The organism is Rhodococcus sp. IEGM 1351 (assembly GCF_030056875.1).
Taxonomy (GTDB): Bacteria; Actinomycetota; Actinomycetes; order Mycobacteriales; family Mycobacteriaceae; genus Rhodococcus_F; species Rhodococcus_F opacus.
Genome location: NZ_JASHKU010000018.1, coordinates 106,307 through 120,055 on the forward strand (window position 1 = coordinate 106,307; position 13,749 = coordinate 120,055).

Annotated in this window: 11 protein-coding genes and 2 pseudogenes; 8 read left to right on the plus strand and 5 right to left on the minus strand. The window is 68.3% G+C overall.

The genetic code is table 11. The annotated features are described in order from the left end of the window. Positions 1–41 precede the first annotated feature (41 nt). From QM806_RS27915 to QM806_RS27925, 3 genes and pseudogenes are all read right to left on the minus strand, one after another. Positions 42–246 (minus strand): annotated as a pseudogene (locus QM806_RS27915) (TrkA C-terminal domain-containing protein); the annotation flags it as partial. Positions 247–258: 12 nt separating this feature from the next. Beyond that, positions 259–444, minus strand: a complete 186-nt coding sequence (locus QM806_RS27920; RefSeq protein ID WP_283293513.1) for a hypothetical protein — start codon at positions 442–444, stop codon at positions 259–261. A 411-nt stretch (positions 445–855) separates the two neighbouring features. Next, positions 856–1,590: a DUF8462 domain-containing protein gene (locus QM806_RS27925; RefSeq protein ID WP_283293515.1), complete on the minus strand. Its 735-nt coding sequence runs from the start codon at positions 1,588–1,590 to the stop codon at positions 856–858. Positions 1,591–2,029: 439 nt separating this feature from the next. Between QM806_RS27925 and QM806_RS41815 the strand changes: the two genes are divergently transcribed. Continuing rightward, on the plus strand, positions 2,030–2,203 hold the full coding sequence (locus QM806_RS41815) for a helix-turn-helix domain-containing protein (protein ID WP_502943900.1): 174 nt from the start codon (positions 2,030–2,032) through the stop codon (positions 2,201–2,203). 735 nt (positions 2,204–2,938) lie between these two features. Here QM806_RS41815 and QM806_RS27930 read toward each other — a convergent pair. Next, positions 2,939–3,610, minus strand: coding sequence for a M23 family metallopeptidase (locus QM806_RS27930; protein WP_283293517.1), 672 nt, complete (start codon positions 3,608–3,610; stop codon positions 2,939–2,941). A gap of 559 nt (positions 3,611–4,169) precedes the next feature. Continuing rightward, a complete protein-coding gene (locus QM806_RS27935) occupies positions 4,170–4,541 on the minus strand; it encodes a hypothetical protein (protein WP_283293519.1) in 372 nt (123 codons plus the stop codon). 328 nt (positions 4,542–4,869) lie between these two features. Between QM806_RS27935 and QM806_RS27940 the strand changes: the two are divergent. The 7 genes and pseudogenes from QM806_RS27940 to QM806_RS27970 all read left to right on the plus strand — a co-directional run. Further along, positions 4,870–4,986 (plus strand): annotated as a pseudogene (locus tag QM806_RS27940) (S1 domain-containing protein); the annotation flags it as partial. Positions 4,987–5,823: 837 nt separating this feature from the next. Further along, complete coding sequence (locus QM806_RS27945; RefSeq protein ID WP_283293521.1) at positions 5,824–6,525, plus strand: MspA family porin; 702 nt, start codon at positions 5,824–5,826, stop codon at positions 6,523–6,525. A 671-nt stretch (positions 6,526–7,196) separates the two neighbouring features. After that, positions 7,197–8,192 carry a recombinase family protein gene (locus QM806_RS41820; protein ID WP_502943901.1) on the plus strand — a complete coding sequence of 332 codons (996 nt, stop codon included), beginning with the start codon at positions 7,197–7,199 and terminating at the stop codon, positions 8,190–8,192. A gap of 90 nt (positions 8,193–8,282) precedes the next feature. Then, positions 8,283–9,323: an iron ABC transporter substrate-binding protein gene (locus QM806_RS27955; RefSeq protein WP_283293522.1), complete on the plus strand. Its 1,041-nt coding sequence runs from the start codon at positions 8,283–8,285 to the stop codon at positions 9,321–9,323. A 71-nt stretch (positions 9,324–9,394) separates the two neighbouring features. Then, positions 9,395–10,909, plus strand: coding sequence for an ABC transporter permease (locus QM806_RS27960; RefSeq protein WP_283293610.1), 1,515 nt, complete (start codon positions 9,395–9,397; stop codon positions 10,907–10,909). Then, a complete protein-coding gene (locus tag QM806_RS27965) occupies positions 10,906–11,946 on the plus strand; it encodes an ABC transporter ATP-binding protein (protein ID WP_283293524.1) in 1,041 nt (346 codons plus the stop codon). Before QM806_RS27960 ends, QM806_RS27965 begins: the two co-directional genes overlap by 4 nt. 529 nt (positions 11,947–12,475) lie before the next feature. Then, complete coding sequence (locus QM806_RS27970; protein WP_283293526.1) at positions 12,476–13,486, plus strand: alpha/beta fold hydrolase; 1,011 nt, start codon at positions 12,476–12,478, stop codon at positions 13,484–13,486. Positions 13,487–13,749: the final 263 nt, after the last annotated feature.

A 13,749-nucleotide genomic window follows, 5' to 3' on the forward strand; every position in this document is an offset into this window, starting at 1 on the left:
ATCTCCGGCGAGCAAGACGGCGGGAAATGTCGCGATTGGCAGGTCAGTTCGCTGAATCGTTCGGTGCGCAGACCCGGCCGGAGACGATGCGGGTGTCGCCGGGTTCGATGACGGTGTCCGCGGTGGCGTAGGTGAAATCTTCACCGGGCGGGTGATCGCGACGATGGTGACCCGCTACCTGGAGCGGACGGTGGTCTCGCCAAGGCGTCTGCCCACGACGGTCGCTGGCGGGACAGTTTTGACCATCCGGTCGGGGGGCTATCGTGCGCCGGACACCAGCATCGGCTCGTACAGATCGGGATAAGCGACGTCACCCGCCAGCCGCGTCTCCTCCTCGACAACGACCGTAGGTCGTCCGGGATCACCAACTTTCTCGTGTTCGCCGGCCTGCGCCTCGCTGGTGAAGTACACCGCCTCGACATACTCGTCGCCGTGCCGGGCCATGAGGCCGATGATGTCCGGACGCAACCGATGATGTCCGGACGCAACCGATGATGTCCGGACGCAACTCGTGCAGCTGTGGGCCGGTCTGCTCCATCAGCTCCCGCATCCGGTTCACATCGCTGCTGTGGCCCTCCATGATCTGCACGAATCGGGCGTCGTCGGCGCCGCCGGCCAGGAATTCCGATACGTCCCCGCAGTCTAGGAATGTGGCCGGCAGGTCGCGGTCCACCGTCGATCGGCACCGCACGGCCCGCGATCGCGGCCACTGCACCAACGATCATTCGCCCAGGCAGTGCACGGCAAAGGCGCACCCTTCGAGTTGAAAGCGCGCCGATCGCATTCACCGCTTCCGTTGTCTCCCGGCGCGCGATCGGGGCGGTGGCCTCGGCACAGCGAGGCCGAGCAATCAGGTCAGTCCTGTTCGGCTAGGAACTGGTGGAAACCCGGAACCGTGAAGGCGAGGACTCCGCGTTCGGGCGCGTAGACGAGGCCCGTCTTGATCAGTTCGTCGCGCGGCATCGACAGCGCCGACGCGCTGGGCTTGCCCATGGCCCTGGCCAGGTCCCGGACGACGACACCCTTGCCATCGCCTTCCTCCGCCAGGGCATGCAGCAAGTCCTTCTGCGCCGGTGTCGCCCGATCCCACCGCGACTGGTGGAGAACGGCATTCGCTTCCTCTCGCGCGATGTCGGTGCCGACCTGCGCGTCCTCGACGGTGAAGACCGGGCCTCGGGCGTTGTTCCACACTGCCTTCCCCACCTCCTGCAGGAAATAGGGGTAGCCGCCTGCTGCGTCCAGGGCCAGCCGCAGTGCCGGTTCGTCCCATTCGGCGTCACGCTCGATGACCGGTTGGACGAGCGCCGCACGCGCGTCAAACTCGCTCAGGGTCGACAAAGCCCGGAACTGGTACAGCGGCTCGGCGTAACTGTTGGCCGTGGCCAACTGCGACGGCAGCCCCGCGCCGACAAGGAACAGGGGCAACACCGGCGAGGTCTGACTGATCTGATGGAGGGCGGTGCTGACCGCCGCCATCTCGTCGGCTGCCGTGGCTTCCTGCAGCTCGTCGATCAGGATGAGCGCACCGACACCCAGCTCACGCACGGTCTCACCGAGAACGACGAACAGGTCGGTCAGGTCGGTGGACAATCGGCCGGTGTCCGCGAACCCGGCGGCAGGGCGATATCGACGCCGAGGGTGTGACGACACCCACGTTCAGTGACACCGTGAACGACTTGAACACGCCCAACAGTTGGGTGAGCTTGCGTGGGTCGAATCGTCGCGTCGCGGCCCGCAGGCTGGTGGCGAGTTCCTCGGCCATGGGATACCCCTTGCGGACCTCCAGCTTGGCGACAACCGGTGTTGCGTCGCAGGCCGGGCAAGTACCGGTGATCGTGGACTATGTCGACACCGATAAGTCCCACTACGGGGTGGAGCCGATCGAGGTTCTCGGCGGGCAGACATCGCACGCTGGTTTCGGGGTACTACGCAGCGAAGAGACGGCCTCCGTCCCACCGCGCGATCCGCGACCCCGAGCAGATCGTCCGCACTCATCGCGACAACTACGGGGTCTGCGCCGTTCGCAAGGGTGTACGCGACCCTGCAGCGGGAGGGTGTGTCGGTGGCTCGGTGCACCGTCGAACGGTTGATGCGCTCAGCTGGTCTACGCGGGATCTCTCGTCGGCCGGGGCCTCGTACCCATCCGGCTGGCACCGCCGCCGCACCATCTGGTGACCTGGTCAGGCCGACGGTTCCGCGCTGATCAGACGAACAGGTTGCGGGTCTCCGACATCACGTATTGCCGAACGTTCTCCGGGTTCGTCTATGCGGCGTGGCGGGTTCAACCGGTCCTCGCGTCGCCCGGCCGCGCGCATTCCGCGGGGTTGTCTCGGTCGGGACATCCGAATGGGATGGCACACAACACCGTCCGGTTGTCCGAGAGACCGACGAACTCGCGCAGGTACGGCGCGCTGCCGGCGAGCGCGGCCACATGCGGGACGCCGAAGAGGTCGAGGTTCTTTATCGTCTGCTGGCGGAGGCCGCGCGGTCACCCGCGATGCCCAGGCTGAAGTAAGGCTGCAACGCGCACTCGAGCCGGCGTCGCGCTACACACCCTGATACTCGACGGGAAGATCGAGCTCCTGCGGATGGGACCGGATGTGGGCGGCCAGGCCCTCCCGGAACCGATCGGTGGCGGCAGCACCCCCCGGTGATCGCGACCCGCCACGGCTGGGTGGTGCACCAGGACCGTGTCCGCTGGGCGAGCTCGAGGATCGTTTCGATCACGCGTGCGGCACCAACTCGACCGGGATCGCCCGGCGGCTGCTTGCGGGACTCGGCAGCAGGCGCAGCGTCGGCTCCGCGGGAGGCAGGATCGCGTCGGTCACGCGTCGGCTCCCGTCGTCACGGAACCGAATACCGGACCCGCATGCCGGACGCGGCTGCCGTCCGGCCTGCCGCGCCCCGCGTATGGAACTGGCTACCGCCAGGGTGAGTTCTAGTCGGCTCCCCAGGTCACCGAGACGCCGCGGTCGCGCAGCCACTGGCTCGGGTTGAGCCGGTTGCCGCCTGCGTCCGAGACCTCGAAGTGCAGGTGCGGACCGGTCGACTGACCACGGTTGCCGACGGTGGCGATCTGCTGACCCGCCGCGACCCGCTGGCCGACGTTGACGATGAACTCGTTGATGTGGCCGTACACGGTGACGGCGCCGTCGTCGTGGCGCACCCGCACCCACAACCCGAACCCGGAGGCCGGGCCCGCGGAGATGACCTCACCGTCGGCCGCGGACTGGATCGGGGTGCCGATCGGGGCCGCGATGTCGATGCCGCCGTGGTGCGCGCCCCAGCGGGGGCCGTAGCCGGAGGACAGCGTGCCGGATACCGGCTGCACGGTGCGGGCTTTGAGCGGTGCGGGGGTGCCTGGGTTGAGCGCCCCGGGCATTCCGGTCGCTGGCGGTGCGGCCGGGATGTCGGGCAGCTCGATCGCGGGCAGCTGAACACCGGCGGGCAGCAGGCCCGGCGGGATCTCGAGCGGGCGGGCGGCCCCGGACCCGGCGCCGAACTGTGCGCCGCCGATCAGGATGGCGCCGGTCGCCGCGGCGACGGTCGCGATCTTCAGGCGGCCAGGGATGGAATTGGAACGATTTACCGTCCTGCGGTGTTTCGCCACAGTGTCTTACCTCGTCTTCGTTGGCTGGCCCGCGCTCGTGAGATTCGCGGCCTCGGACCCCCGTCGAAGAGGAAAGTAACAAAACGGTATCGACTACACCATCGTGACCCAATCGATATCTAAATATGATCTTGATTGAATACGCCCACGTCAGGGGCCTGGCCCGCCATCTGCGGACAGATAGCGCCACCGGGATCACCGCCCCGGACGCCCCGTCGAGCGGCACCGCACAAGGCCGAGGAAACCGGCGGTGACCTCGACATTTGCGGGGAAGGCGAGCGCGTGCGGGGGCCGACGCGACGACATCCGCGCCGCCGCGCGGGGATGTGTCACGGCCCGCCGCAAGCGGACACGCCGCCGACTCGGCAGATGTGACGAACGCCACACAATCCTGTCCTGTTCAGCGGGACACTCGGACCTGTCCTGTTCAGCGGGACACTCGGACTGGAGGACCCGGCGCGGCGATCGGTCACCACGGCACCGACCCTCCGGTGTAACCGCCGTTCAGCGCATGCGCCGGAAGACGATTTTCCGTCACATGCCTCAGCCCTGGGCGCTGTTACCGGGGCGGGAGGGTCGTGGGGTTGCCGGGTGGGTAGGTGGCGCGGTGGCGTTCTCGAAAACGTGCCCGGTGGTGCTCCATCACGACTTCGGATTCGGTGTGGATGCTACTGGGGTGGCGGGCGATCGCGTCGTGGAAGTCGGCGCTGCGCCGACGGAGGAAGGTGGCCTGTACCGCCGCCGTGTCGTCGGCGAGGAGGTACGCCGCGGCACCGTCGCAGTCGAGGAGGAACTTCCCGTACGCCCGCCGCACCGGCGCGGCCTCGTCGAAGATCACCGGCAGCACCACGTCGTCGACCAGGTGGAATGGGAAGCGAACGAGTCGGTAGGCGGCCCGCACCAGCGCTCGCACCACGGCACCCGGTCCCATGGTCCGATCGTAACGCCGGCACGGGCTGTGGTGACGCTGTCACAGGGCCGGGTCCCGACGGGGCGGCCTCACGCAGTGGGAATGGAGCCGAGGACCCGCAGCGGCGTCCGGGCGCTCGGTGCCGCCCGAGGCAGAGGCTCGATTCTCGAGCCGCTGGCACGTGCCGCGTCAAGGATCCGCTCTCGCATCCACGCATCCACGCGTCGACGGGTTGGCCGGGCCTTGGCTGCCGCGGCCACGCACAATGCATGTTCTGCGTCGCTCAATCTGACGTTGGTGACGTGTGTCGGCCCCAACCCCAGCTTTGCGGTGAGCCGGTGCTCGGTGAGCCGACCTTGTCGTCCACTCCTCGGACGGCTTCCGGATGCTGGGGAACCAGCGGATGGAGTTCGAGATCGGCCAGGGACAGAAGGGTCCGCATGCCCAGAATGTGCGGGCGCTCTGACCGCTCCACCCCGGCGCCGCGCCCGGACGGTGCGGCCCCGACCCCGGACACGACGTGTCCGGCTATCCGACCCCGCCGGGATCGCCCGGGTTGCGCACACCGCACCTCCCTGAGCAGCGGCGCCAGGCCCGGGCCCGTCATCGCTGGTGATCGTCTCCGACATGGCCGAAGCGCTCGATGGTGACAACCTGGCTGCCGCGCCCCGTGAAGCCCTGACCTCCTTTCGGCCGGTGCCGGGCGAGCCGGCCGGTCGCTCCGGGTGACCCTCACCCCGCCCGGCACCGTCTTTACCCGCGCACCACCAACCCATCGCAAGCACCTGTGCGACCAGCTATCTCGCACCATTGGGTGCGAGCGGCCGGGGCCCGGGACACGCGGGCAGGCGGAGGACGGGGCCGGACACGCGGGACCCCGCCCGGCCCACCGGTTGTCGATCAGCCGGAGGTGTGAGCGAGGCGGGGTCGAGGTGTCGCGCTCTGATGGGGATATCGGTCGCCGCGACACACCATTATCGTAGGCGCGCCCAGCGTATCGGACGGAAATCTCCCGGGTAAGCCCTCGCGGCCACGCCCCTCGACCGAGGCATGACACCGGATCGGCGGGTTCGCGTCCCGGAGAACCCGATTCGGCGGGAACGTCGACGACCCGGTACCTCGCCGGGACCGATGCCGGCCGGGGACCGACACCGGGCCGCGCCGGTTCCGGAGGCGAGCGGGAACGGTGCCGCCCATCGTCCTGATGAAATTCTGATCAACGCGGAGACGTCGCTGGCCCGAATGGTTACGCTCTGCATACTTTTTCGTATCGGTTGCAATGCACTCTGAATGGGGATCAGGTATGACGAAGACCAGCACGGCTCGACCCGGACACACACGCTTCACCCGCCTGGCGGCGGTCGCGGGCATCGCGGTGCTCGCGATGGTGATGGGTAACGGCACCGCCTCGGCAGGTGTCGACAATTCCAGCTCGGTCATCGACGCGGACGGCAACCGTATCGAGGTCCTGCAGGGCGACACGCAGTATCAGGTCGTTCCGCCGCTCGACGGTGTTCCGACCAGCGTCGAGTTCTTCCACAACGGGTACGCCGCGGTGAACATCAGCGGTCCCGACGCCGCGGAGTTCGAGGGGACGCAGCTCACCGTCGGCTACCAGATCGGCTACCCGGTCGCGTTGGCCGGTGCCACCATCGTCCTCAATTCGCCCGGCCTCGGGTTCGCGATCGGGTCGGACACCGGGATCGGCCTGGGGCTCGTCCCCGACTTCACCCTGGATCTGAGCGCGGGGACCAGCGCGGTGCTGGCCGGTGACATCATCCCGTCGCAGGAGCTGGACATCGACCTCGAGCCCGGCGGTATCACCGAGGTCCCGTTGCTCGAGGGTCAGGAGTTCGACGGACCCGAGGCGCTGGTGCGGATGCAGGGCGTCCACGGTTCCATCTCCGGAGCCATCGGAGCGGTCACCATCCGGCCGTACGCAAAGGCCGTCACCGAGAACGGGGACACCGTCATGACGTACGGTGTGCCGCAGAAGCTCAACTAGGACAACGCCGGCGGCGCATGCGCACCACGTGGATTCCGGCGCAGCAATGCGCAGGAGTTCCGTCGCGCCGAGGCGATCCACGTCAGGGTGCACGCCACGTGACCTGCGGGCCGATCCGGCCCGTGCCACAGTGATGGGCTCGCGGACAGTGGGTCACCGGCTCCTCCACCCGACCGTCCGGCCTTTCCGCATCGCTCACCCCGCGCTGCACGGGACTGCGCGGTTCGCGCATGGTGGACAACCCGCATATCCCTCGACGCCGCCACACCGATACGACACCCCGACGAGCCGCGTCCCCCATCCGCGGCACTGCTGTTCCCCATCTCCAGCCGGGAGGTGGGGAACAGCAGTGTCTGAGCTTCGTACCCTTTCGTCGACCAGCGAACGCAACCAAGGGAATTCCTAGTCGCGATTTGAGTGTCGATCCTTGACAACACTGGTCCGCGCGTCACCCGCTGGTCGGCGTTTCACCGCGATCGACACACCCAGTATCTGCCGAGCCTCACGCAACAACTGGCGGCCCGGGCGGATGACCGGCAGCCCGAGCGATAAACGCTGGCCGTAGTCGCGGTAGCCGCTGCATGTGCGAGGGGAGACGTCGGCTTGAGGTACACCCACCCAGACGTCACGCGCCGCTCACTCACGGCGTCGGATCAGGGTCCGATCGGGCATTGATCGACACTCGGCTCGAGGGGTCTAGTTTTCACTCCGACTTTCGTCTCGAGGAGGCTGCGGTGGCGGGTCAGCGGGTCGGGTACATCCGGGTGAGCACCCTCGACCAGAGCCCCGCCCGCCAGCTCGAGGGGGAGGGGGCACTGGATCGGACCGTCACCGATCGGGCCTCCGGAAGGGACCCGGACCGGCCGCAGTTGCTGGCGCTGCTCGAGTTCGTCCGCGACGGTGACACTGCGCTCGTGCACTCGATGGACCGGCTCGCCCGCAACCTCGACGACCTACGCCAGCTGACCGGCAGCGGGGTGCGGGAGCAGTTCGTCACCGAGCATCGGGTGTTCACCGGGCAGGACTCGCCGATGGCGAACCTGCTGCTGTCGGTCATGGGTGCGTTCGCCGAGTTCGAACGCTCGATGATCGGCCACAGGCCCCCGATTCCGGCCCCAGGAGTTCACGAAACCCTGAATGCCGCACGTTTGCGCGGTTTCGACGGGTTGGGTGAACCCCGCACCGACTCGCAGATGGCGAGGATCTGGTGCTTTCCGCCATCTCGGGAGCGGGTTCTTCCTTGTCCTCGAAGTGATGGTGCACCACTCCGGGCGACACACCGGAGGCCTCGGCCGGGCGGCGGATGGTCAGCACTGAAGCGGAGGCGTCGACGGGCGATCCCGCGACGGATCCGAAGACGGCCGACCCGCGATCTCGAGGTCGCGATCACGCACATCCAGTGTCTTGCACTCGAAAACCGCAACCTGCGAATGCAACCGGAAGAATCGGCGAAGGTCGCGTCGCTTCCGCCTGCAACCCTGCGTTCTCCGGCCGCCCGTCACACCATCTCCAGCCCCATCACCGATCATCACCACTGCCCGGGCACACTTCCGGGCCGGGTTGTCGAACCGCCGGTGCTGCAGTGCCCGAAGAATCGTCCTCACGGTCGATCACGGGGCGTGCAACGCAGATCAGGCGTCGGCCGGCCCTGGTCATTTCCGCCTTGACCGACGAGGCTGAGAGTTAGGTTTGCCAAACCTGCAAGTACCACCAGTCGGCCGGTCGGGTGTGTTCCCGGCCTGAACAGGATGGATGTCATGAGGATGCGGATCGGACGGATGTCGGGGGTGGCGCTGGCCACCGCCGCGGTGCTGACGGTGGTGGGGTGCTCGGATTCCGGTTCGGACGGCGGGACGGACTCGGGCGCGGCCAACCAGATCACCGTGTACAACGCGCAGCACGAATCGTTGACCCAGGAGTGGGCCGACGTCTTCACGGCGGAGACCGGCATCGAGGTGGAACTGCGCAACGGTAGTGACACCGAGCTCGGCAACCAGCTCGTGGCCGAGGGTGACCAGTCGCCGGCCGACGTGTTTCTCACGGAGAATTCCCCGGCCATGACGCTGGTGGAGAACGCCGGGCTCTTCGCCGACGTGAACCAGGACGTCCTCGACCAGGTCCCGAGCCAGTACCGGCCGTCGAGCGGCCAGTGGACCGGCATCGCTGCCCGTTCCACCGTCTTCGCCTACAACAAGGACACGCTGCCCCAGGACCAGCTGCCGAAGTCGCTGCTGGACCTGCAGGATCCCGCCTGGAAGGACCGCTGGGCGGCGTCCCCGTCGGGCGCCGATTTCCAGGCCATCGTCAGTGGGCTCCTCGAGCTGAGGGGTGAGGACGCCACCCGGGCGTGGCTGGCCGGGATGAAGGAGAACGTCCGCACCTACAAGGGCAACGGCGCGGTGATGAAGGCCGTCAACGCCGGGGAGATCCCGGGCGGGGTGATCTACCACTACTACTGGTTCGGTGATCAGGCCAAGACCGGTGAGAACAGCAACGACGTCGCCCTGCACTACTTCAAGAACGAGGATCCGGGGGCGTTCGTCAGCGTCTCCGGTGGTGGCGTCCTGCAGTCCAGCACGAAGCAGGACGCGGCGCAGCAGTTCCTGAAGTTCGTCACCGGCCAGAAGGGGCAGGAGGTCCTGCAGACCGGGACGTCGTTCGAATACCCGGTGGGCAGTGGCGTGCCCGCGAATCCGAAGCTGGTTCCCCTCGTCGACCTGCAGGCCCCGCAGGTCGACCCCGCGAAGCTCAACAGCCCGCAGGTCACCGAACTCATGACGGAAGCCGGTTTGCTCTGAATCTCGCACTGATCGGCCGAGCGCGGTCGCCAGACGCGGCCACGACGCGTCCCCCGACCGCCGGGCCACCCCTGCCCCTCCCGCTGGCGGTCGCCGCGGTGATCGTGGTGGCCGCGTCGTTCATTCCGCTCGGCTACGTGGTGGCGGCGAGCATCGCCACGGGCTGGGACACTGCGTCGGCGTTGCTGTTCCGGCCCCGGGTACGCGAATTGCTGTCGAACACCGTGCTGTTGGTCGTGGTTACGGTGCCGATCTGCGTCGTCGTCGGCGTCCTCGCCGCCTGGCTCGTCGAGCGCACCCGGGTGCCGGGGGCGAAGGTGTGGGCGGTGCTCCTCGCGGCGCCCCTGGCCATTCCGGCGTTCGTCAACAGCTACTCCTGGGTGACGGCGATACCTTCCCTCGGCGGGCTGCACGGCGGTGTCCTCATCGCGACCCTCTCGTACTTCCCCCTCGTCTACATTCCGGCGGCCGCGACACTGCGCCGGCTGGACCCGGCCGTCGAGGAATCGGCGCGCGCACTCGGCGTCGGGCCCTGGGCGGTGTTCTTCCGCGTCGTGGTGCCGCAGCTGCGGCTGGCCATCGCCGGCGGGGCGCTGCTGGTCTCGCTGCACCTTCTCGCCGAATACGGCGCCTTCGTCTTCATCAGGTTCGACACGTTCACGACGGCGATCTTCGAGCAGTATCAGTCGACGTTCAACGGGACCGCGGCGACGATGCTGGCCGGTGTCCTGGTGCTGCTGTGCCTGACCCTGCTGGTGATCGAATCGGTCGTCCGCGGCAGCGCCCGGTACGCCCGGATCGGGTCGGGTGCGGCCCGCCGGGCGGTGCCCGCCGAACTCGGGTGGCGGTACTCGCCGATGGTGCTTGTGTTCCTCGGGGTGCTGATCGCGGCGTCGGTCGGTGTCCCAGTCGTCAGTGTCCTGCGGTGGCTCGTCATCGGCGGGAGCGCGGTCTGGGAGTGGGGGGCCGTTGCGTCCGCGCTGGTACAGACTCTCGGGTTCGGTATCGCCGGCGCCGTCGTGACGTGTGTACTCGCCTTCCCGATCGCCTGGATCTCGATCCGCCGCCCCGGGAGGTTCAGCCGCTTCCTCGAGGGCGGCACCTACATCTCGAGTTCGCTGCCCGGCATCGTGGTGGCACTGGCGTTGGTCACCGTCTCCATCCGCTACCTCCACCCGCTCTATCAGAGCGTGGCCGTCGTGATCGCGGGCTACACGCTGCTCTTCCTGCCGCGTGCCCTGGTGAACCTCCGGGCCGGACTCGCGCAAGCGCCCGTCGGGCTCGAGGAGGCGGCGCAGTCGCTGGGTGTCTCACCGCCCTCGGCCTTCTTCCGGGTGACGCTGCGGCTTGCCGCCCCGGCCACCGCGGCGGGCGGGGCTCTGGTTTTCCTGGGGATCGTCAACGAGCTGACCGCCACCCTCCTGCTGGCGCCCACCGGCACTCGCACCCTGTCCATGCGGTTCTGGTCCCTGAGCAGCGAGATCGACTACGCCGGCGCCGCGCCGTACGCGCTGATCATGATCGTGTTGTCGCTGCCGATGACCTACGTGCTCTTCTCCCAGTCGAAAAAGGTAGCGGGACTATGACATACGCACTCGAAGTGGAAGGACTCGACAAGTCGTTCGGCGCCGCGGCGATCCTCCAGCACGTCTCGTTCGCCGTCGATGCGGGATCCACGACGGCGATCGTGGGGCCGTCCGGTTGTGGCAAGACCACGTTGCTCCGCCTGATCGCGGGCTTCGAGAAGCCCGATGCCGGCACCATCGCCCTGGCTGGCCGGGTCGTCGCGGGCGGTGGCTGGACGCCTGCGCACCGGCGGTCGGTGGGGTACGTGGCGCAGGACGGCGCGCTGTTCCCGCACGCCACGGTCGGCGCGAATGTCGGCTTCGGTCTGCCCCGCCGGGCCCGCACCGCGTCGAAGATCGCCGGGCTCCTCGACATGGTGTCGCTGGATTCGTCGTACGCGTCCCGGCGACCCGACCAGCTGTCGGGCGGGCAGCAACAGCGGGTGGCACTCGCGCGGGCGCTGGCCCGCGAACCCGAACTCATGCTGCTCGACGAGCCGTTCTCCGCACTGGACGCCGGGCTGCGGGCGAACACCCGCAGGATCGTCGCGGACGTGCTCGCGAAGGCGGGGATCACCACCATCCTCGTCACCCACGACCAGCCCGAGGCGCTGTCGTTCGCCGACCGGGTCGCGGTGATGAGCACGGGTCGCCTCGCCCAGATCGGTACCCCGCGCGAAATCTATTCCACACCCATCGACGTCCCCACCGCACAGTTCATCGGTGACGCCGTCGTATTGTCGGCGCACGTCGACGACGGCCGGGCCCGCTGCGCCCTCGGTGACGTGGCCGTGGCCTCGAGCGGCGTCCGCGGTAGCGCCCGAGTCATGTTGCGGCCGGAGCAGATCGAACTCACCTCGGACCGCGCAGGCGTAACCGGGACCGTCGTCGACGTCGAATACCTCGGGTCGGAGATGCTGCTTGGTATACGCCTCGACACCGCGGACGGCGTCGTCTCCGAACGGGTCACCGTCCGCCGCTTCGGTGCCACCGCCCTCACCCCGGGCGACCGCGTCGGCATCCGCGTCCTCGGCAGGGGCGTGGCCTACCAAGCCTGAGCCGATCCCGTCCTGTCGCGGGCCGCCACCTCGGACCGCCCCGACGCGCACCCGCACACACGGGGTATCACGGCCGCACGGGCTGTCCGGTTGTGAAGACGGACCTATCCTGACCTTCGTGGCGTCCGCCGGTGGCAGTGTTACCGGCGGTGGACCGGTCCGCGAGTTCCTCGAGGCTTTCGGACGTGGCCATCGCGCCGTGGACCCCATATCGGCGGACGAGCCTTTGTGCACGAGGCACCCGGCTACGTCGGGCTCCGGTCAGGGCTTCCCTCCAATTCCGTCGATGGACGGCGGGGGATTCATCCCGAGTGCTGGGTCAGCCAACCCAAGGTTCCCTAGTCGGGAACCCCGTAGTCACCGGGCGCACAGGGGATCGACCGTCCCAGAGGAGGGTGGTCCCTTCGAGCGTCGACGAGGCGCGCTGACGACGCAATTCCGGATCCGCGTCTCTAGTCATGGACCGCTTCGACATGGTATTCGCCCCCATCGGGCGCCGAATACCATGGGAAAGGAGGGAGGGATCACCGTGCGATACGACGACTGGGGCGTCCGGTCGCAGCAGTGGGCCGGGTTGCACAGCGTGTCGACGAGCGTGTGCGGCGTGCCCGTGCACTATGTCCGAGCGGAGCCCGCTTCGACCGCACGTCGCGACGCACCAGTTCACCTGCTGGTGCCCCCGATGACCGGTAGCGCGAGCATGTGGATCGATCTCGTTCCTCACCTGCGCCAGCTCGGGCCGGTGATTTCCGTCGACCTCCCGGGGACGATCGTCGGCCACACCGGTGATCCGTATCGGCATGGGCCACGCGCGGACCTGGACGCTCGCTTCGTGTCGGCCTTCGCCGGGCAGCTCCGCCTCGAGAGCCGGGTGGTGCTGCACGGCTGGTCGACGGGTGGCCTGGTGGCGGCGCTGGCCGCCACGATGATGCCCGAGAAGGCTCGGGGAGTCGTCTTGGTGGCCCCGGCGCTGCCGTGGCGCCGGACGTCAGCAGTCGAGGCGCTCGGGTGGCAGACGCTGGGACGCCTCGTCGTTGCAGCCGGCCCGCCAACGACACGCGCGGTGCTGCGACTGGCGGGCCGGCGAATACTGGACGCCAAGCGAACCGCGATCAACGACGCGGGCTCCCTCTCGGGTGGCCGGACCGACTTCATCGGTGGAGACCCGGGCCGTGTCTCACGAGCGCAGGTCGACCTGTGGCTCGATGGCCTCGAGGCGGCCCGCGAGCACCCGGAACGGCTCGCGGGCACGGCCGCGGCGTTCGCGTCGATCGTCAAAGCCATGTTCATCACGCAGAGACCGACGAACGAGGCACTCGATTCCGTGCGGGTGCCCGTACTTGTGCTGTGGGGAAGGGACGATCACCTTGTCGACCCCACGTCGCTCATGCAGCACGCCCGACGGCCGGGCTGGACACCCCGCCCCATCGATGACGTTGGCCACCTGCTTCCCGTCGAGGCGCCCGATCTCTACGCGCAGGCAGTCTGCCAGTGGCTCGCCGACAGGCTCGAGATTCCCGGATTCGGACGTCCTGCGTAGATGGGTGTCTTTCCGACCTGAGCAGTACGGCCCCGCGGAGGCCCTTCCTCGCCGCTCGGGGATCGCTTACGGGATCGACGCTGGGGCCCGGACGATTGTGGAACCAACTTTTGAGACACTTCGACCTGGGTGTTTGTGACATCCGGAAGCGGTCCGGGTGGCGTCTCATTTCCCACCCTGCGGTTGACCCGGTGACCACCGATCTCGGTGGCCCTAGGTGGCGTATTGGCCGATTCGCGCGCCGGTGCCATTGGCGCTCCTAC

Bases quoted from the DNA above. Each gene is read 5' to 3' on its own strand.
- QM806_RS27920 (WP_283293513.1), bottom strand. From the start codon at position 444: ATGGCCCGGCACGGCGACGAGTATGTCGAGGCGGTGTACTTCACCAGC.
- QM806_RS27935 (WP_283293519.1), bottom strand. From the start codon at position 4,541: ATGGGACCGGGTGCCGTGGTGCGAGCGCTGGTGCGGGCCGCCTACCGA.
- QM806_RS27945 (WP_283293521.1), top strand. From the start codon at position 5,824: ATGACGAAGACCAGCACGGCTCGACCCGGACACACACGCTTCACCCGC.
- QM806_RS27955 (WP_283293522.1), top strand. From the start codon at position 8,283: ATGAGGATGCGGATCGGACGGATGTCGGGGGTGGCGCTGGCCACCGCC.
- QM806_RS27965 (WP_283293524.1), top strand. From the start codon at position 10,906: ATGACATACGCACTCGAAGTGGAAGGACTCGACAAGTCGTTCGGCGCC.